This is a genomic window from Streptomyces sp. NPDC001137 (assembly GCF_040298885.1).
In the GTDB taxonomy this organism is placed as follows: domain Bacteria; phylum Actinomycetota; class Actinomycetes; order Streptomycetales; family Streptomycetaceae; genus Streptomyces.
On the sequence record NZ_JBEPBA010000026.1, the window covers coordinates 25,942 to 44,885 of the forward strand.

The window sequence follows — 18,944 nt, forward strand, 5'->3', positions numbered from 1 at the left end:
GGGGCCGGGGTGGCCGGCTCAGGGGGTGCTCACCGCCTGCTTCTGCCAGCACTGCTGGAAGGCGAAGCGGGCGGCTTCCACTTCGTGCCGCTGGTCCGCGTGGAGCACGCCGAGTGCGTACGCCGTCGCCGGGGCGATGCGGGGGGTACGGGCCGCCGAGGCCGCGGCCGCCGCCGCCTCCGAGGCGTCGCGGTGCCGGTCCAGGGCCTGGCCCGCGGTCAGCAGGCGGAGGTCGGTCGGGCCGCCGGTGCCGTGGAGGGCCTCGCGGGCGTAGCGGTGCAGGCGCAGCAGCAGGCGGACCTGGTGCCAGGGGGCGTCCTGGGGGTGCGGGGACGGGTCCGGGGAGAGGCCGTGGATGAGGGCCTCGGCGTTGTAGGGGCTGCCCGCGGTGACGAGGGGGAGCGCGGTGATGGCGTCGGTCAGGCGGTCCTCGGCCGCGGCGGCGAGGGGGTGGAGGGGGGTGGTGGGGGTGGTGGGGGTGAGGGGGACTTCGCTGGCGAGTACGGCGATTTTGTCCGCCACGGCGTGGAAGCGGGAGGAACCCAGGGCCTGGAGGGCTGTCGAATGGGCTCGTGTGCGGGCGAGTGTCAGCTGGCGTTCGAGCAGGGCGCCTGCTTTCGCGGCGCCAACTGTCAGATTGCCGCGGTCTGTTGTGGGGGCGGGGGCGGGGGGCCCGGCGGCGGCTTGAGCCGTTTTCAGTGGGACGGGCTCCGCCCCAGCGGAACGACCGCCCACAACGGCGGCCGGCGGCGAAGAGGCAGCAGCCGCCGCCTGGGCGGGGAAAACCGTCGCCCCCGACAACCTGTGCAGCGCCAGCAACAGCCTTTCCTGCCTTGCCGCGTAGGCGTGCTCCATGGCCAACGTGCCGGAGAGCCAGGCCAGTTCGGGCTGGAGGGACTCCGACCATTCCGGTTCCAGGAGGGGACGGAACGTGTGCAGGCTGGCGCTGATGCGGCGGACCGAGCGGCGCAGGGCGCGGGCCGCGTCGGCGGGGTCCTCCGCGCCGTTGGCGGTCGCACCGCCGGTCTCCCGGTGCAGCCGCAGGGCGCGGAGGAACTCCGTGGCCTGTGCCCTCAGGTAGCGCCCGAGGGCCTCGCCTTTGGGGTCCGTCGGGTCAAGGTGTTGCTGTGCCACGCCGGCGCCTCCGGGCGTCTATGAGCATCTCCTGGATGTTTCGCAGGGGCCCGCCGTCCGCGTCGGTGGCGTGTCGCGTCCATTCGCCGTCCGGGCCGAGGTGCCAGGAGGCGGTGGTGTCGGACATGCCGGTCTCCAACAGCCGGTTCAGGGCGGCGCGGTGGGCCGGGTCGGTAACCCTGACCAGGGCCTCGATACGGCGGTCGAGGTTGCGGTGCATCATGTCGGCGCTGCCGATCCACACTTCCGGTTCGCCGCCGTTGCCGAAGGCGAAGACCCGGGAGTGTTCGAGGAAGCGGCCGAGGATCGAGCGGACCCGGATGTTCTCCGACAGGCCCGTGACGCCGGGGCGGATCGCGCAGATGCCGCGGACCCAGACGTCGACCGGCACGCCGGCCTGGGACGCCCGGTAGAGCGCGTCGATGAGCGCCTCGTCGACCATCGAGTTGACCTTGATGCGGATGAAGGCCGGACGGCCCGCACGGTGGTGCTGGGCCTCCTTGTTGATCCGCGCGATCAGGCCGTCGCGCAGGGACTTGGGGGCGACGAGGAGACGGCGGTACGTCTCGCGGCGCGAGTAGCCGGAGAGGCGGTTGAAGAGGTCGGAGAGGTCTGCCCCGACCTGCGGGTCCGCCGTCAGCAGGCCCAGGTCCTCGTACAGACGGGCCGTCTTGGGGTGGTAGTTGCCCGTGCCGACGTGGCTGTAACGCCGTAGCGTGTCGCCCTCCTGACGGACCACCAGGGACAGCTTGCAGTGGGTCTTCAGGCCGACCAGGCCGTAGACCACGTGGCAGCCGGCCTCCTCCAGCTTGCGCGCCCACTTGATGTTGGCGTGCTCGTCGAAGCGGGCCTTGATCTCGACCAGGACGAGGACCTGCTTGCCGGCCTCGGCCGCGTCGATGAGCGCGTTGACTATGGGGGAGTCGCCGGAGGTCCGGTACAGGGTCTGCTTGATCGCGAGGACGTCCTCGTCCTCGGCCGCCTGCTCCAGGAACGCCTGCACGGAGGTGGAGAAGGAGTCGTACGGGTGGTGCAGCAGGACGTCCCGGCTGCGCAGCGCGGCGAATATGTCGGGCGCGGACGCCGACTCGACCTCCGCGAGGTCGCGGTGGACTCCGGCGACGAACTTCCGGTACTTCAGCTCGGGACGGTCGAGGCCGGCGACGCGGAAGAGGCCCGTGAGGTCCAGGGGGCCCGGCAGCGGGTACACCTCGGCCTCGCTGATCTTCAGCTCGCGGACCAGCAGGTCCAGGACCTCGCGGTCGATGGACTCCTCGACCTCCAGGCGCACCGGCGGCCCGAAGCGGCGCCGCATGAGCTCCTTCTCCAGGGCCTGGAGCAGGTTCTCGGCGTCGTCCTCCTCGACCTCCAGGTCCTCGTTCCTGGTCAGCCGGAAGGCGTGGTGCTCCAGGACCTCCATGCCCGGGAACAGCTCCTCCAGGTGGGCGGCGATGACGTCCTCTATGGGGACGTAGCGGCCGGGGGAGCTCTCCAGGAAGCGGGACAGCAGCGGCGGCACCTTGACCCGGGCGAAGTGCTTGTGGCCGGTGACCGGGTTGCGTACCACCACGGCCAGGTTCAGGGAGAGGCCCGAGATGTACGGGAAGGGGTGCGCGGGGTCGACCGCGAGGGGGGTGAGCACCGGGAAGATCTGGTGGCGGAAGAGGGTGAACAGGCGGGCCTGCTCCTTCTCCGTCAGCTCGCTCCAGCGGACCAGGTGGATGCCCTCCTCCGCGAGGGCGGGGGCGACGTCCTCGTGGTAGCAGGCGGCGTGCCGGGCCATGAGCTCGCGGGAGCGGGCCCAGATCATCTCCAGGACCTCGCGGGGCTGGAGGCCGGAGGCGGAGCGGGTGGCGACACCCGTCGCGATACGGCGCTTCAGGCCGGCCACCCGGACCATGAAGAACTCGTCCAGGTTGCTGGCGAAGATGGCGAGGAAGTTGGCGCGCTCCAGCAGGGGGGTGTTCGGGTCCTCGGCGAGTTCGAGGACCCGCTCGTTGAACGCCAGCCAGCTGCGCTCCCGGTCGAGGAAACGACCCTGCGGCAACTGAGGGCCGTCGTACGGCGACTCCTCGTAGGCATCGAGATCCGCGTCGATGTCGGGTTCCAGGTCGGAGACCGCGGCGGCCACCGTGTGCGGGCGGTGCGCGGCTATGGAGCCCACGGAGGGCTGCGCGTGCTGGACCTGTGCCTGGGCGGTGTCTGGCTGACTCATGAACCCATTCTTCCGCGTTCCCAGAGAAACGGGCGCGTCGGAAAGCGCGGGTGGGAGTGCCTCAACGGAGCGGAAGGCGTCCCCGTCCCCCGCGGGCCCCTCGGGGGGCGGCGAAGGCTGTGGTACGGAGGGCGTCATTGGCCGAGCGTCGCAAGCCTGTCTGAACCGTTGGTTACGGCGACATGGCGTGCGGGATATCTGGGGGCGGCTCCGGAGCGTCTACGTCGGCAAGGCCGCCGTAACAGACTGCTGGGAGCCGCCCCGAGAATACGTACGTCCATCCCCCCGTGGAAGGACGTACGCGCATCGGATGCCTCACATCGTGCGAGCGGTGCGGCTTCGCAGGACGAGGAACGAGGCGGTGGTCGCGAGGGCGGCGATCATGAGGATGATGCCGGTCTCGACGAGGTTCATGGGCCAGAAGTGGGACGGGGGGTGGTAGACGGCGTACCGGCCGTCGGCGCCGGAGCCGTTCTCCACCTGCCACCAGTCGTTGGACGGCTCGAATCCGGTGCCGGAGGTGCGGGTCACCGTCGGCCAGAGATCCTTGCGATGCAGTTCCATGTACCGGTTCAGCGCGATCATCACGGCGACGGCGAGACCGAGCGCGGGCAGTGAGCGGCGCAGTGCCAGGGCGGCGAGCGCGCCGACCGCGAGGGCGCACAGGGCCCACGCCACCACGGCCGGGCCGCGGGCGGCGAAGACGTCGTTGAACGTCCAGTCGTCGCCCATCAGGTCGCGGTTGGCAGACCAGGCCCATCGGTAGACCGGGACGAAGAGCGCACCGCCGAGGACGATCACCAGCGCGGGCGAGGCGAGTTTCGTCGCCAGCCAGCGGGCCGGGCTGACACCCTGGGTCCAGGCCAGCCGCGCGGTGCCGCTCTCCAGTTCGCGGCCGATCAGCGCGGCGCCCGCCCAGGCGGCCACGGCCCAGAAGCTGTAATAGACGACCGTGCTGATCCAGCCCATGGGTTCGGCGTAGTCGCGGGTCGCCAGGAACGCCGTGCAGAAGCCCGCGTCGGGTTTGCAGGTGGCCATCTGCGCACGCGCGTCGGGCGCGGTGACCTCGTTCAGCCACACCAGATACGCGACGGCGCCCATGATGAAGGCGCCCCAGACGATCAATGCCGTGCGGTGCACCCGCACGACGGCCCGCGTGGTGCCGGTGGCGAGCGCGGTCATGCGACGGCCTCCCTGCGGGCGGCCCGGGTGCGGCGGGGCAGCAGACGGAAGGCGAGGACGGTCGCGAGGGCGGCGACGGCCAGGACGATGCCGGTCTCCGCGAGGTGCAGGGGCCAGTAGTGGGACTGGGGGTGGTAGACCTGGTAGTAGCCGGTGATGTCGTGGTCGGCGGCGCACTGCTTGACCTGGGCGGGGTTGCCCCCGCACGGCGAGCCGCCGGGGCGCGCGATGCGGTGGCCGTGCTCGATGGTCCCGCTCTCCAGCTGCCATACGTGCCTGGGCCAGATGCCCTCGCTCGCCGAGACGCGGGTCACCGACGGCCAGAGGTCCTCGCGGAAGCGTTCCAGGGCGAAATGCAGCGCCCAGGTGACGGCGAGGGAGACACCGAGGGCGGACAGGGTGCGGCGCAGCAGCAGGGCGGTGAGCGTGCCGACGGCGAGGGCGCACAGGGCGTACGCCGAAGTCGCCGGGCCGCGGGCCACGAAGGTGGTGACGGAGGTCCAGTCGCCGTCCCGCAGGGCGGGGTGCGCGCTCCAGGCCCTGCGATACGCCAGGACCAGCGCCGTGCAGCCCAGCGTGAGCAGGGTTGCGGGCACGGCCAGCTTGGCGGCCAGCCAGCGGGCCGGGGAGACGCCCTGCGTCCACGCCAACTGCGCGGTGCCGGACTCCAGTTCGCGGCCGATCAGGGAGGCGCCCGCCCAGGCGGCCACGGCGAGGGAGCTGTAGCAGACGAGCGTCGCGACCCAGACGGTCCGCTGGCCGTAGTTCAGCTGGTCCAGGATGTTGCAGGTCTCGTGGTGGTCGCAGTAGGTCCGCTCCCGCTCGCCGGCGCTCGACGTCACCGTGTTCAGCCAGACCAGCCAGCCGATCAGGGCGGCGACGAAGGCACCCCACACGATCAGTGCCGGGCGGTGCAGCCGCAGGACCGTCCGGGGCAGTCCCGGTACGGAGAGCGCGCTCACAGGGCGGCCTTCTCGGACTCGGACGCGGCTTCGGCCGACGTCGTACCCGGGGCTTCGGGGTTGCGCAGGTAGGAGAGGACGAGCTCCTCCAGGGAGGGCGCGCTCGTGCGCAGGCCGTCCGGGAGCGGGCCCGCAGGGCGGATCAGCGCGCTGAGCTGACGGCCGGTCGTGCGGGACTCGACGACGGTGTGCGGGTCGAGGGAGGTCTGCGCCGGGCCGGAGATCCGCACATGCGCCTCCAGCAGCTCGTCGATCTCCCCGGCGAGGCGGACGCGGCCGCCGCCTATGAGGAGCAGGTGGTCGCAGGAGCCCTCCAGTTCGGAGACCACGTGCGAGGACATCACGATCGTCGTGCCGTACTGCGCGGCCTGCGCCATCAGCACCCCCATCAGGTCGTGCCGGGCCAGCGGGTCGAGGTCGGCCATGGGCTCGTCCAGGAGCAGCAGTTCGGGCCGCTTGGCGAGGGCGAGGGCGAGCGCGACCCGGGTGCGCTGGCCGCCGGAGAGCGCGCGGATCTTCGTCCTGGCCCCGAGGCCGCCGTCGGCGACGATCCGCTCGGCGGTGGGTGCGTCCCACCGGCCCGGGTTGAGGTCGGCACCCATGCGCAGGGTCTCGGCGACCGTGAGGTGCGGGTAGAGCGGCTTGTCCTGCGCGACGAAGCCCACGCGGGTGCGGGCGGCGGCCGGGTCCGTGCCGAGGACGGTGAGCGTGCCCTCGGTCGGGACCAGCAGCCCGGCGGCGAGCGCCAGCAGCGTGGACTTGCCCGCCCCGTTCGGGCCGACGACGGCGCACACGCGGCCCTCCGGCAGCCGGAAGCCGCAGTCGCGCAGCGCCCAGCCGCCGGCTCCCCGGCGCCTGCCGTAGCGTTTGCCCACGGCGGTCGCCTCCAGGGCGAAGCCGGTGGTGTCGGTCATGAAAGGTCCCCCTGGCTGTGCTGGTCCGGGCCGTGCCGGAAGTGCTTGTCGAGTACGGCGGTGAAGAGCGCGGCCACGTCGTCCCGGTCCAGGCCGGCCGCGCGGGCCTTCGCGGCCCAGGCGTCCAGCTCCCCGTGCAGGGGGGACTCGGCCGGTGCGGTGCCCAGTGACCGTCGTACGAAGGTCCCAAGGCCCCGGCGGGCCTCGACCAGGCCCTCGCGTTCCAGCTCGCGGTAGGCCTTCAGGACTGTGTTCGGGTTGATGGCGGTGGCCTCGACCACCTCGCGTGCTGTGGGCAGCTTGTCCCCCGGTTCCAGCAGGCCCAGACGGAGGGCCTGCTTGGTCTGCTGCACGATCTGGACGTAGGTGGCGACGCCGGAGCGCCGGTCGATGCGGTACTCGACCACGCGGACAACCACCCTTTCACTAATTGAGTAGTGAAAGGGTGGTGGAAGGGGGCCGCAAAAGTCAAGCGGCCTGGGAAAGTCGAGGCGAATCGTGTGAACCGATCCGCGGGACCGGTCCGATGAGGGGACGTGAGCGAAACGAGAAGCGACGGTGAGCTGCTGCGGGCCGCCGCGGACGGGGACCGGCGCGCCTTCGAGGAGCTGTACCGGCGGTATGCCCCGTGGCTGACCGCCCGGCTGCGCGGCCGCTGCGCCGACGCGGGCGTGGTCGACGACGTCGTACAGGAGACGTTCCTCGCGATCTGGCGGGGCAAGGCCCGCTACCGGGAGGACGGCGACGTCGCCGGCTGGCTGTGGCGGATCGGCTCGCGGCGGCTGATCGACGCGCTGCGGGGCGACGGCGCCCGGGGGCGGCTCAGGCAGGCACTGTCCCGGCTGCGGCACCGGGACGAGGCGTCCGCGGAGGAGCGCGTGCTCGCGGGGGTGGAGCACGGGGACCTCGCGGGCGCCCTGGTCCGGCTCTCACCGGAACTGCGCGCGGTGCTCCAGGCCACGGTCATCGACGGCCTGACCACCCGGGAGGCGGCCGTGCTGCTCGGGATACCGCCGGGGACGGTCAAGACACGGGCGATGCGGGCCCGTAAGCAACTGCGGGAGGCGCTGACATGAGCGGGCGGGTGTGCGATCGGGACCGCCGGGCCGCGCGCAGGTGCGGGAGCGGTGACGTCGGTGGGCCGGTGTGCGATCGGGTGTGCAGGGGCGCGGGGCTGCCGCGTCGGTATGGAGGCGGCGGGATGGACAGGCAGGTGCGTGGCCGGGGGCTGCCGGGGCGCGTGGCGGTGCGGGAGGTGGCCGCATGACCTGGCATGTGGATGCTGAGGATCTACGGGCCTATGCCCGGGGTGAGTTGGCGCCGCCCGCGCTGTGGTCGGCCGACACCCATCTGGTCGCGTGCGCGCAGTGCCGGGGGGTGCTCGCCGAGGTCGGTGACCCGGGCCGGGTCGACGCCGGCTGGGAGCGGCTGGACGCCGAACTCGACGCGCCCCGGCCGGGCGTGTTCGAGGGGCTGCTGATGCGGCTGGGCGTCGCCGATCACACCGCGCGGCTGCTCGCGGCCACACCTGTGCTGCGCCGTTCCTGGCTCGGCGCGGTCGTCGCCGTGCTGGTGATGACCGTGGTGGCGGCCCACACCGGCACGGCGGCCGCCTCGCCCACGCTCTTCCTGGCCCTCGCGCCGCTGCTGCCCCTCGGCGGGGTCGCGCTGTCCTACGGGCCGGCGCTGGACCCGACCTACGAGATGGCGGTGGTCGCGCCGATGCACGGGTTCAAGCTGCTGATGGTGCGGACGGTCGCCGTGCTCACCGCCGTGCTCGGCCTCAGCGGCCTCGCGACCCTCGCGCTGCCCGGGTACGGGCCGGCCGCCCTCGCCTGGCTGCTGCCCGCGCTGGCCCTCACCTCGACCGGGCTGGTCCTCACCGCCCGGCTCGGCCCGGTGCTCGCGCCGTCGCTGGTCGGCGGGGTGTGGGTGGCGCTGCTGCTGGCGGCCCATGCCTATGACGCCGGCGCCACGCCCGTGCCGTTCACCGCGGCCGGCCAGGGGGTGGCGGCGGCGGTCGCCGCGCTCACCGGCGGGCTGCTCTTCCTCGTACGTGACCGTTTCGACCGCTTCCAGGGGGATGCCGTATGACACCGACCGTTTCCGCTTCCGGGCTCAGCCTCCGCTTCGGCGGGACCCAGGCCCTCGACGAGGTGTCGCTGCGGCTGACCTCGGGCGTCACCGGGCTGCTCGGGCCCAACGGGGCAGGGAAGACCACCCTGCTCAGGGTGCTGGCCACCGCCGTGCCCCCGGACCGGGGCGCCTTCACCGTGCTCGGGCACGATCCGGCGACGGTGGCCGGCCGGCAGGAGGTGCGGCGCGGACTCGGCTATCTGCCGCAGACGCCCGGCTTCCACCCGGACTTCACGGCCTTCGAGTTCGTCGACTACGTGGCGATCCTCAAGGAGATCACCGACCGGGGCGCCCGGCACCGCGAGGTGCGGCGCGTGCTGGACGAGGTCGACCTCGCCGACGTACGCGCCAAGCGCATCAAGAAGCTGTCCGGCGGAATGCGGCAGCGGGTCGCGCTGGCCGCCGCGCTCGTCGGTGACCCCGGCTTCCTCGTCCTCGACGAGCCGACGGTCGGGCTCGACCCCGAACAGCGCATGCGCTTCCGTGAGTTGATCGCACAGGCCGGGGAGGGCCGCACCGTCCTCCTCTCCACCCACCAGACCGAGGACGTGGCGATGCTCTGCCATCGCGTACTGGTCATGGCGGGCGGCAGCATCCGCTTCGAGGGCACCCCGGCCGAGCTGACCGCACGGGCGGCCGGACGGGTCTGGAGCAGCACGGAACGCGACCCCGGCGCGAAGGCGGGCTGGCGCACCGGCGCCGGCACCTTCCGCAACGTCGGCAGCCCGCCCGCCGGCGCCGACCTGCTCGAACCCACCCTGGAGGACGGTTACTTGCTCACCCTGGACGGCGCGGGCGCGGAGGTGGCGGCGGCATGAGCACGCTCATGGAGGCGACGGCTGCGCCCGTCGTCCACGGCGAACAGCGCCGCAGCTGGTCGGCCGTTTTCGCCCTCGCCCGCTTCGAGGCACGTGAACTGCTCCTGCAGATCCCGGTGGCGGCGACCCTGCTGTTCTACGTCGGCTACACCGGCTGGAAGCTGCTCTTCCCCCCGGACGGCATGAGCGCCTACCCGGCGCTCCAGGACGTCGACCGCGCGACCCAGACCACGCCCGTGCTGCTCGGCATCGCCCTGTTCGTCTGCGTCAACCGGGCGGCGCTGCGGTCTCGTCGGCGCGGGACCGACCGGCACTTCGACGTGCTGGTCATGGAGCCCTGGCGGCGCACGGCCGGGCACGCCCTGTCCGTGGTGCCGTTCGGTGTGCTCACCGCGCTGGTCGTGGGGACGCAGTTCACCTGGCAGGCGCTGCGGCCCGGTGCGGTGGGGCAGGGGTCGGTGGGCGAACTGGCCGTGGCTCCCCTGTACGTGCTGCTGTTCGGATTCCTCGGCCTGCTGGTCGCCCGGCTGATCCCGTCCGCGTTCGCCGCCCCGCTGGTGGTGATGGGTCTCTTCACCTTCCTGCTTTTCGTGTCCACGGGGTCGGACGGTGCGGAGTGGAGCCGTTGGCTGTCGCCGGTCGTGAGCGAGTACAGCAACTCGACGCTGCCGTCCGACCTGATCGGTCGGCCTGCGGGGTGGCACGCCCTGTACCTCGTGGGGCTGACCCTGCTGGCGGCCGTGGCCGCTGTGCTGTGCGCTTCGCGGGATGCCGTCGATCGTCTGCGGGACCGTCGTGGCTCGTCGCGCCCCGCGGCGGAGCCGCCAATGCATACAGCCCCGCGCCTCTATGGGGCGCTTGGGATCGCGGTGGCTCTTGCGATCACGGTGGTCGGCGCGATCGGGCAGTCCGCCGGGGTCTCCCCCGAACTCACGGCAGCCCGGGAGCGGGCCTCCGTCTCCCCCGAGAAGGAGCAGTCGTGCGTACGGCACGGTGCCTCGCAGTACTGCGCGTTCGATGAGTGGACCGGCCGGACGGGTACCTGGGCCGGGGTCGTCGACCGGGTCCAGGCCCTCGCCGGGGGTACGGCCGCGAGCCGGCCTCTGCTGGTACGGCAGCGGATCGACGCCCGCTACGGGCTCGACGGCGACGCGGCGATCGAACCGTCCAGCACACCCGGCCAGGTGACCGTCGGCACGCGCTGGGGTGGCAACCGGGTGCCCGAGTTCGCGGTCGGCGTGGCCTCCGTGCTGGTCGGGGGCGACGAGAAGAAGGGCAGCGACCTCTGCGACGGCCGCGTGGTCACGGTGATGTGGCTGGCGCTGGGCCGCGACGCGAACCCGGTCGCCGAGCTCAGGAACGTCCGACTCGACGACAGCCTGAGCGGCCCGGCGATCGCGCTGACGCCGACCACCCCGTTGTCGATGTCGGCCGGACAGACCGATGTCGTACGGGAGTTGCTCTCCCGCCCGCGTGCCGAGGTCACGTCCGCGGTCAAGGCCCACTGGGCGCAGCTGACGGCTCCCGGGGTGACCACCGCCGAGGTGGCCCGGGTGCTGGGGACCAAGGTGCCGAAGGGGGCGGACGAGTGTGAGAAGTGAGCACGCAACCGTGCCGGTGAGCGGGGCACTGGTCGCGGCCGTGGCACGTACGGTGCCGTGGCGGGCGCTCGGGGCGGGTGCGGCCGTGGGGCTGCTGCTCGTCGCCCTGCCACGGCTGTCCGACGGCCCGCCGGACCCCTGGCTCGCGCTCACCCTGCTGCGGGCCGCCGCCCTCGCCTTCGCGCTGGGCCTGACCTTCCTGCTGGACGACCCGGCCCGGCACCTCACCACACCCGTCACCACCCCGCGTTGGGTGCGCGCGGGTCTGCGGGTGGTGCTGGTCGCGCCGGTGGCCGTGCTGTGGTGGACGGCAGCCCTGGCCCTCGTACCGCACGCCGTACGTCCCCCGGTCGGCGCCGTCACCCTGGAGGCCGGCGCGACCGCGGCCCTCGCCCTGGCCGCGGCGGCCACCGCCGTACGCCTCACGGACGAGCCGCAGCCGGGCCCGTCGGTGGCGGCCGCCGTCCTGACCACGGCGACGCTGGGGGCCCTGCTGATCCCGGCCCGCTGGACCCTGCTGGCCGCGACGGGCGATCCCCGCTGGGCGGCCGCGCACGAGCGGTGGGGGGTGCTGCTGGGGGTCGGGATGGTGGCTTGGGTGGTGTGCTTGCCGGAGCCAAGGCGGGCGCCGCGCTTCAGCCGCCGGTCAGGCACCTCCAGCCCGTCCGGCGTTTGAGGACGAGGCCGTAGGCCGATGGGGGTCCGGGGGCGCAGCCCCCGGGGACGTGCACCTCACTCGCCCGCACAACACACCGCCCGACCGCCGGAGGCTCACGTCTCCGTGCGGTACATCAGATCCGTCTCGTACGTGGTGAAACCGAGCCGCTCGTACACCGACACAGCCGCCTTGTTGTCCCCGTCGACGTACAGCATCGCGGTCGGCAGCCCCTGCGCCTCCAGGTGCCGCAGCCCGATCGTGGTGAGGGCCTTGCCCAGCCCCCCGCCCTGCGCACCCGGCCGCACCCCGAGGACGTACACCTCACCCAGCTGGTCGGCCGCATGCACCTTCGTCCAGTGGAAGCCGATGAGTTCGCCGCCGCGGAAGGCGAGGAAGAAGCCCGCCGGGTCGAACCACGGCTCGGCCTTGCGGTCGTCGAGGTCGCGCTGGGTGAGGGAGCCCTGCTCGGGGTGGTGGGCGAACGCGGCGGCGTTCACCGCGAGCCAGGCGGCGTCGTCCTCGCCGGGGACGAAGGTACGGACCGTCACATCCGCGGGCAGCACCGGCTGGGGCAGGTTCAGGTCCGCGAGCGGCCGCCGCATCTGCCGCAGTTCGCGGAAGAGCGTGAGCCCCAGGACCTGCGCGAGATGCCGGGCCGCGGAGTGCCCGCCGTGCGCCCACACCCGCAGCCGCTTGCCGGAGGCCGCGAGCAGCGCCGAGCCGAGCGCCCGCCCGTGCCCGTGCCCGCGATGCGCGGGGTGCACGACGAGTTCGGCGGCCGGTGCCTCCACCGGGTCGGTGTCCTCCAGCTGCGCATAACCCACGAGCTCGTCGCCGGCGCTGAGCAGCAGATGGGACACGCCCTCGCGTTCGCCACCGCGCAGCTGCAGCCGCCCCTGCTCGGACACCGCCTGCTGGCCGTCGGCCTGCGCGGCCGCCGCGAGCAGGGAGAGCACGGCCTCCGTCTGCTCCGGGGAGAGCGCGGAGTAGGTCTCGATGGAGCGGGTCCGGCCGAGCCGGGCGGTGTCGTCGCTGGTCATGCGTACGAGGGTAAGCGGAGCGCCCCGCAAAGTGGGGGTCAATGGAAGGGCAAAGGGAAACCAGGATGTAACCACGAATCCCTTTTCGCGCTACGCGCGTTGACCCTAGGCTGCGCCCGACGAGGCCATGACATCCAGCAGACCCGCAGGCCTCAACGGACCCTCAGGGGGGCGCATGCCAGCCACTTCCCAGCCGTACCCGCGCCGCAGACGGACGTTCCGTCTCGTCGCCGCAGCCGCCGGACTCGCCACCGCCGGAGCCCTCGCCGCCGCGCTGCCGGCGGACGCGCACGAGACGAAGGGCGGCGGCCACCACCCGAGCCGCTACCAGGACGTACAGCTGCTGTCCTTCAACGACCTGCACGGCAACCTGGAGCCGCCGTCGGGCTCGTCCGGCCGGGTCACCGAGCTGCAGGCCGACGGTACGACGAAGACCATCGACGCCGGTGGTGTCGAGTACCTCGCGACCCATCTGCGCGAGGCCCGCAAGGGCAAGGCGTACTCCATCACCGCGGCCGGCGGCGACATGGTCGGTGCCTCGCCGCTGATCTCGGGCCTCTTCCACGACGAGCCCACCATCGAGGCACTGAACAAGCTGGACCTGGACGTCACGTCCGTCGGCAACCACGAGTTCGACGAGGGCGCCAGGGAACTGGCGCGCCTGCAGAACGGCGGCTGCCACCCGACCGACGGCTGTTACTCGGACGAGGAGTTCGAGGGCGCCGACTTCCCCTATCTGGCGGCGAACGTCCTCGACGAGAAGACGAACAAGCCGATCCTCAAGCCCTACTGGGTGTGGAAGAAGAAGGACGTCAAGATCGGCTTCATCGGCGTGACCCTGGAGGACACCCCGGGTGTCGTCTCCGCCGAAGGAGTCAAGGGCCTCAAGTTCAAGGACGAGGTCGAGACGATCAACAAGTACGCGCGGGTGCTCCAGGCGCAGGGCGTGAAGTCGATCGTCGCGCTGATCCACGAGGGCGGCCTCCCCGCCTCCGGGGCGTACAACTACAACTGCGACTCCGCGGGCGCGGGCAGCGGTATCTCCGGTCCGATCGTCGACATCGCGAAGAACATCACGCCGGCGGTGGACGCGCTGGTCACGGGCCACACGCACGCGGCCTACGTCTGCACGGTCCCGGACCCGGCGGGCAAGCCCCGCATGGTCACCTCGGCCGCGTCCTTCGGCCGTCTCTACACGGACACCACGCTGACGTACGACCGCGTCACCGGTGACATCGCCCGTACGGCGGTCAAGTCGGCGAACCACGTGGTCACCCGGACCGTCGCCAAGGCGCCGGACATGACCGAGCTGATCGGCAAGTGGAACACCCTGGCCGCGCCCATCGGCAACCGCGCGATCGGCTACATCTCCGCCGACGTCTCCAACACCGGCACCGAGTCCCCGATGGGCGACCTGATCGCCGACGCGCAGCTGGCGTACGGCAAGGAGCTCGACCCGGAGACCGACCTGGCGCTGATGAACCCGGGCGGTGTGCGGGCGGGTCTCACCTACGCGGCCAAGGGCAGCGAGGGTGACGGGGTGGTCACCTACGCGGAGGGCTTCACCGTCCAGCCCTTCTCCAACACGGTGAATCTGCAGAACTTCACCGGCGCCCAGCTGATCCAGGTCCTCAAGGAGCAGGTGAGCGGCACGAACACCGCCGCGCCGAAGATCCTGCAGCCGTCGGCGGGGCTGACGTACACCCTGGACCTGACGAAGACGGGTGCGGACCGGGTGGTGACGGACTCCATCAAGCTGAACGGGTCCGCGATCGACCCGGCGGCCACCTACCGCGTCGCCACCAACAGCTTCCTCGCGGGCGGCGGCGACGGATTCCCGACGCTCGGACAGGGCACGGGCGACCTCGTCGGGTCCGATGATCTGGCGGCGCTGGCGAAGTACCTGACGGCCAACTCCTCGGCCGGCAGCCCGATTTCGCCCCCGGCGGCCAACCGGATCACGATCGTGAGCTAGATCGCATACCTGAGGCAGAGCTTGCGGGTGGGGGGCCTTCGCATGGTCGGATGGATCGATGCGTGCCCCCCACCACATAACGACGCATCCTGGTACAAACATCAACGACTTTTTCGAGGGTGCCCTTGTCGCGAGCGAGGCCGAGGAAGCGGAGGAGGAGCCCTGGGCTCCGCCCAATCACCGCCGCGGCGGCCGTCGCAGGCGAAGGCGGTTCGCGGGTCTTCCGCTCGCGTTGAAGGCGGTGGTGGGCGTCGTCGTCCTCGCCGCCTTCCTCACCCTCGCCGACCGCTGGGCGCTCCTGTACGCCGAGCGCCGGGCGGCCGATGAGCTCAAGGACCGGATGCACCTGAGCGCGGCCCCCGAAGTGGACATCGACGGCTTTCCCTTCCTCACCCAACTCGCCGACGACAGGCTGAAGTCGGTGAAGGTCACCGTGCCCGACGTGGCCGCCGACCGGGTCTCGCTGGCCAGGGTGACGGCGACCGCGCACGACGTACGGCTGAACGCGCCCGACGGACCGACCTCCGTACGGGGTGCGGGGATTCCCCGGCTCGACGGTGAGGTACTGCTCTCCTTCGACGACCTCAACCGCGAACTCGGCGCCTCCCAGGTGACGTTCACCGGGCACGGCCACGACCGGGTGCTGGCCCGCGGCACTCTTCCGGTGGCCGGACACGACCTGCGGCTGCGGGCCGACGCCCGTATCGGCCGGGACGGCGAGCACGGCATCGCCACGCAGATCGACGGAATGCGCCTGGACATCGGGAATCTGGCCACCTACCGGCCCGGCACCCGCGCCTCCGAGGGCCTGCATCTGACCCGCGGCTCGGCCACCCGCCTCGCGCGCGAGACGAAGAAGGCGAAGGCGCTGTTCGCGGTGCCGGCGGTGGTACGGCGGCTCGGCGTACCCGACTCCGCCGTACGCGCGGCCCTGCGCTCCAACGCCGAACTCGCGCGCGTGACCGGCTCCCCGCGCTTCATCCACCGGGCCATGCGGCTCAACCTGATCGACCTGGCCCTGGAGCACCCGGCCCTGCTCAAGCGGCTCGGCTTCGACCCGTCCCTCCTGAACGCCCTGCCCCGGCTCACCCGCCCGGTCCTGGCCGACCGCCTGTCCCTGGGATTCCGCCTGCCCACACCGGACCGCGGTGAACTGCGACTGCGGGACGTACGGGTGGAGAAGGACGGGATCAGGGTGCGGATCGAGGGGTCGGGGCTGGCCGTGGGCCGCTCCGGATAAGGCTCGATAAAACCTGTGTGAGTGCGGGTTCGGTTCCGCGAATACCTTATGAATCTTCCACAGAATCAACTCAGCAACCTCTAAGGGGAATTGGTCTTTTCTTGCTCCGGGAATGCCGTAACGTTTTCCATGTCGAAAGCGAACGACGCGAAACGAAAAGCAATTCACGGCAAGAAAGGCAGACTGTCATGAGCTTCCACAAGATTGCCCCGGTGAAGAAGCACGACTGCAAGAAGGGCGCCCCGGCCCCCCGGAAGAAGGCGCCGAAGAAGCCCGCACCGGCCCCGAGGCGCCGTCCCGTCGGCCACCAGGGCTGAGCCACGCCACGAGGCGGGGTCACCGGTCGGCGAGCATCCCACTCGCCCCGGGGCCCCGCCTCGGCCATGTCCGACGGCCGTATCAAGGGCCGTGCGCCCGAAGGGAGTCGACCATGCGCGAGGTCCGTGCGGCCTTCCGTCGTTTCTGGCCGCTGACCCGCGGCGACCGCAAGTGGCTCGCCGCGGTCGTCGCGTGCGTGGTGGTGGCCGCGCTCGCCGAGACCGCCTCGATCCTGCTGTTCGCCGAGCTCACCGACAACGCCCTGAAGGCCGGCTCGCTCTCCGCCTTCTGGGGCCCGGCCGGCGCCTGGCTGGCAGTCGCCGCGCTCGGCGCGCTCGTCGGCTATTTCGGCAACTCGCTCGCCACCTGGACCGCGGAGAGATTCGTGCTCCGGCTACGGGCGGGCGTCTTCCGGCATGTCCAGGGCCTGCCACCGCACTTCTTCCAGAAGCACCGCCAGGGCGATCTGGTCGAGCGCCTGACCGGTGACGTCGAGGCCATCGAGCAGATGGTCGTCTCCGGTGTCGTCGGCACGGCGTCGGCCGCGTTCTCCGCGGTCTTCTACTCCTGCGCCGCCCTCTGGCTGCGCTGGGACCTGGCCCTGGCCACCTTCGTCCTCGCGCCCCTCTTCCTCCTCGCCGCCCGCCGCTTCTCCGGCCGTATCAGGACGGCCTCCCAGGACGAGCGGGTCGCCGACGGCGCGATCACCTCCGTGGTGGAGGAGTCGCTCGGCAACATCGTCCTCACCCAGGCCTACAACCGCCGCCGGGACGAGGAGCAGCGCCTCGACCGCGAGGCCCGCGCCTGGATGAAGGCGTCCGTGCGCGGAGCCCGACTGAGCGAGATGTACGAGCAGTTGGTGGAGGTCGTGGAGACCCTCTGCGTCCTGGCCGTCATCGGCCTGGGCGTCTGGGAGATCTCGGCGGGCCGCATGACCCTTGGCCGGCTTCTCGCCTTCGCCGCCTTCATCGGCTACCTCTACCCGCCGGTCCGCAGCCTCGGCGGGCTCGGCCTCACCCTCACCGCGGCCACCGCGGGCGCCCAGCGCCTGAACGAGATCCTGGACACCGAACCCGCCGTCGCCGACCCCGCCCACCCGGTCGCCCAGTGGCCGGTGCGCGGCTGGGTCGCCTTCCACGACGTGTCCTTCCGCTACCCCGAGTCCCGGCGCGCCTCCCTGCGGGACGTGAGCTTCACCGCCGGTCCGGGCGAGCTGGTGATCGTCACCGGTCCGAGCGGCGCCGGAAAGTCGACCCTCTCCAAACTCCTCACCCGCTTCTACGACCCCTCACAGGGCGCGATCACCCTGGACGGCGTCCCGCTCACGGACGTACCGCTGGAGTTCCTGCGCGAGAACGTGGCGCTGCTGCCCCAGGAGACCCTCGTCCTCAGCGGCACGATCCGCGAGAACATCGCCTGCGGGCGGCCCGGCGCGAGCGACGAGGAGATCGAGCAGGCGGCCCGGGAGGCGGCGGCGCACAACTTCATCACCGCCCTGCCCGAGGGGTACGACACCCATATCGCGCCCGGCACGGCCGCCCTCTCCGGCGGCCAGTTGCAGCGCGTCGCCATCGCCCGCGCGATGCTGCGCGCCGCACCGGTCCTGGTCCTCGACGAGCCGACCGCGGGCCTGGACGCGGTGGCCGCCCGCCAGGTGGTGACACCGCTGCGCAAACTGATGGCGGGCCGTACGACCATCATGATCACGCACGATCTGAGCCTCGCACCGGACGCGGACCGGATCCTCGTCGTCGACCGCGGCCGCCTGGTGGAGACGGGCACCCACCAGGAACTCCTCGCCCGCTCGGGCGCCTACGCCCGGCTCGCCGAACCGCTGCCGGACGCCGTGGCCGACGTACCGCCGGCGCATGACGAGACGATGATCCTCAGGTGGTAGTGCGGGGCGGGTGGCGACGAGGAGTTCGGTCCCGACGCTACGGCCCCTGCACGAGGGAGCGCGGGGGACGGCTGGTCCAGTACCGGTCGAGTACGGCGCCGAGGATGCCGAACGAGGCCAGCGGCACGCACACGAACAGCAGGAACTCGTGCTCCGGGCTCCCGGTGGCGACCATCCCGATGTCCAGCACGACCATGACGAAGAACGTGATGAGCGCGCCGTACGCAGCCCATGTCCATGCCTTGCGCCGCGCCGCCCGCCGCAGGATCCGCTCCTCGACGTTCGGCCGTCGCTCCCAGGTGAGGCTTCGACGGGGGGCGGCGGCCAGGCACAGCTCGGACACCTCCGCGTACGGGTCGTCCAGCTGCCAGTCGTCGAGGTGCCGGAGCAGGAAGCGACGGCCTTCGAGGTCGTAGAGGTAGGTGAGCCACTGGGGTGCCATCCGGCCCGAGCCGCGGGGAGCGCGCTCGACCCGGATGTCGTACACCTCGTGCCAGGCCCATGTGCGCGAGCGCAGCGCCCCCTGCGCGGTGATACCGGCGGCCGTGACACGGGTGTACGCCCGGAACTGCTCCAGGAGGACCCGGACGACGGCCACCGCCACGAGCGCCAGGAGTACCCATGGCCGCCACTTGGGCGCATACGGATCGTCGGCCGAGGTGTGCTCGACCTGAAGGAGGGCGTTCACGCACAACAACCCCGCCATGCCCAGGTACTGCCACGGGAGCCCGCGCCGTCTTCGGTACACCCGCTCGATCCCGCCCGTGTCCCCGCCCATACGCCCTCCCCGGCAATCGTGTCCGAGGTGATCGTAGAGCGGGGACCTGTGCCGTCAGGAGGCGGTCGGCGTCCGG

At 72.0% G+C, this 18,944-nt stretch carries 17 protein-coding genes; 9 read left to right on the plus strand and 8 right to left on the minus strand.

Going from position 1 to position 18,944, the window contains the following annotated elements:
* Positions 1 to 18: 18 nt before the first annotated feature.
* The 6 genes from ABT254_RS37135 to ABT254_RS37160 all read right to left on the minus strand — a co-directional run bounded on the left by ABT254_RS37135 (position 19) and on the right by ABT254_RS37160 (position 6,814).
* Positions 19 to 1,134 carry a CHAD domain-containing protein gene (locus tag ABT254_RS37135; protein ID WP_351480469.1) on the minus strand — a complete coding sequence of 372 codons (1,116 nt, stop codon included), beginning with the start codon at positions 1,132 to 1,134 and terminating at the stop codon, positions 19 to 21.
* A complete protein-coding gene (locus ABT254_RS37140) occupies positions 1,115 to 3,349 on the minus strand; it encodes an RNA degradosome polyphosphate kinase (protein WP_351480472.1) in 2,235 nt (744 codons plus the stop codon). Before ABT254_RS37140 ends, ABT254_RS37135 begins: the two co-directional genes overlap by 20 nt.
* A 315-nt stretch (positions 3,350 to 3,664) precedes the next feature.
* Positions 3,665 to 4,531: an ABC-2 membrane transporter-related protein gene (locus ABT254_RS37145; protein WP_351480474.1), complete on the minus strand. Its 867-nt coding sequence runs from the start codon at positions 4,529 to 4,531 to the stop codon at positions 3,665 to 3,667.
* Positions 4,528 to 5,493 carry an ABC-2 membrane transporter-related protein gene (locus ABT254_RS37150; RefSeq protein ID WP_351480477.1) on the minus strand — a complete coding sequence of 322 codons (966 nt, stop codon included), beginning with the start codon at positions 5,491 to 5,493 and terminating at the stop codon, positions 4,528 to 4,530. The genes ABT254_RS37145 and ABT254_RS37150 overlap by 4 nt, the downstream gene beginning before the upstream one ends.
* A complete protein-coding gene (locus tag ABT254_RS37155) occupies positions 5,490 to 6,407 on the minus strand; it encodes an ABC transporter ATP-binding protein (protein ID WP_351480480.1) in 918 nt (305 codons plus the stop codon). Before ABT254_RS37155 ends, ABT254_RS37150 begins: the two co-directional genes overlap by 4 nt.
* A complete protein-coding gene (locus ABT254_RS37160) occupies positions 6,404 to 6,814 on the minus strand; it encodes a GntR family transcriptional regulator (protein WP_351480483.1) in 411 nt (136 codons plus the stop codon). The genes ABT254_RS37155 and ABT254_RS37160 overlap by 4 nt, the downstream gene beginning before the upstream one ends.
* A 129-nt stretch (positions 6,815 to 6,943) precedes the next feature.
* Here ABT254_RS37160 and ABT254_RS37165 point away from each other — a divergent pair, with 129 nt between their 5' ends.
* The 5 genes from ABT254_RS37165 to ABT254_RS37185 all read left to right on the plus strand — a co-directional run bounded on the left by ABT254_RS37165 (position 6,944) and on the right by ABT254_RS37185 (position 11,638).
* Positions 6,944 to 7,483 carry an RNA polymerase sigma factor gene (locus tag ABT254_RS37165; RefSeq protein WP_123966031.1) on the plus strand — a complete coding sequence of 180 codons (540 nt, stop codon included), beginning with the start codon at positions 6,944 to 6,946 and terminating at the stop codon, positions 7,481 to 7,483.
* 187 nt (positions 7,484 to 7,670) lie between these two features.
* Positions 7,671 to 8,501, plus strand: a complete 831-nt coding sequence (locus ABT254_RS37170; protein WP_351480486.1) for a zf-HC2 domain-containing protein — start codon at positions 7,671 to 7,673, stop codon at positions 8,499 to 8,501.
* Positions 8,498 to 9,361, plus strand: coding sequence for an ABC transporter ATP-binding protein (locus ABT254_RS37175; RefSeq protein WP_351480489.1), 864 nt, complete (start codon positions 8,498 to 8,500; stop codon positions 9,359 to 9,361). Before ABT254_RS37170 ends, ABT254_RS37175 begins: the two co-directional genes overlap by 4 nt.
* Positions 9,358 to 10,962 (plus strand): ABC transporter permease, encoded by a 1,605-nt coding sequence (locus ABT254_RS37180; RefSeq protein ID WP_351480492.1) that lies wholly within the window; start codon positions 9,358 to 9,360, stop codon positions 10,960 to 10,962. Before ABT254_RS37175 ends, ABT254_RS37180 begins: the two co-directional genes overlap by 4 nt.
* The gene (locus ABT254_RS37185; protein ID WP_351480495.1) at positions 10,952 to 11,638 is read left to right on the plus strand and encodes an ABC transporter; all 687 of its coding nucleotides are present in this window, start codon (positions 10,952 to 10,954) and stop codon (positions 11,636 to 11,638) included. The genes ABT254_RS37180 and ABT254_RS37185 overlap by 11 nt, the downstream gene beginning before the upstream one ends.
* A gap of 95 nt (positions 11,639 to 11,733) precedes the next feature.
* On the opposite strand, the gene mshD is transcribed toward ABT254_RS37185, so the two are convergent.
* A complete protein-coding gene (mshD, locus tag ABT254_RS37190) occupies positions 11,734 to 12,660 on the minus strand; it encodes a mycothiol synthase (protein WP_351480498.1) in 927 nt (308 codons plus the stop codon).
* A gap of 175 nt (positions 12,661 to 12,835) precedes the next feature.
* Between mshD and ABT254_RS37195 the strand changes: the two genes are divergently transcribed.
* From ABT254_RS37195 to ABT254_RS37210, 4 genes are all read left to right on the plus strand, one after another.
* Positions 12,836 to 14,635: a bifunctional metallophosphatase/5'-nucleotidase gene (locus tag ABT254_RS37195; RefSeq protein WP_351480501.1), complete on the plus strand. Its 1,800-nt coding sequence runs from the start codon at positions 12,836 to 12,838 to the stop codon at positions 14,633 to 14,635.
* Positions 14,636 to 14,693: 58 nt separating this feature from the next.
* Positions 14,694 to 15,875, plus strand: a complete 1,182-nt coding sequence (locus ABT254_RS37200) for an LmeA family phospholipid-binding protein (protein ID WP_351480504.1) — start codon at positions 14,694 to 14,696, stop codon at positions 15,873 to 15,875.
* A 188-nt stretch (positions 15,876 to 16,063) separates the two neighbouring features.
* Entirely contained in the window at positions 16,064 to 16,192 is a 129-nt protein-coding gene (locus ABT254_RS37205) for a hypothetical protein (protein WP_351480507.1), read from the plus strand.
* 113 nt (positions 16,193 to 16,305) lie between these two features.
* A complete protein-coding gene (locus tag ABT254_RS37210; RefSeq protein WP_351480510.1) occupies positions 16,306 to 18,090 on the plus strand; it encodes an ABC transporter ATP-binding protein in 1,785 nt (594 codons plus the stop codon).
* A gap of 37 nt (positions 18,091 to 18,127) precedes the next feature.
* On the opposite strand, the gene ABT254_RS37215 is transcribed toward ABT254_RS37210, so the two are convergent.
* A complete protein-coding gene (locus tag ABT254_RS37215) occupies positions 18,128 to 18,868 on the minus strand; it encodes a PH domain-containing protein (protein WP_351480513.1) in 741 nt (246 codons plus the stop codon).
* Between the last annotated feature and the right edge of the window lie 76 nt (positions 18,869 to 18,944).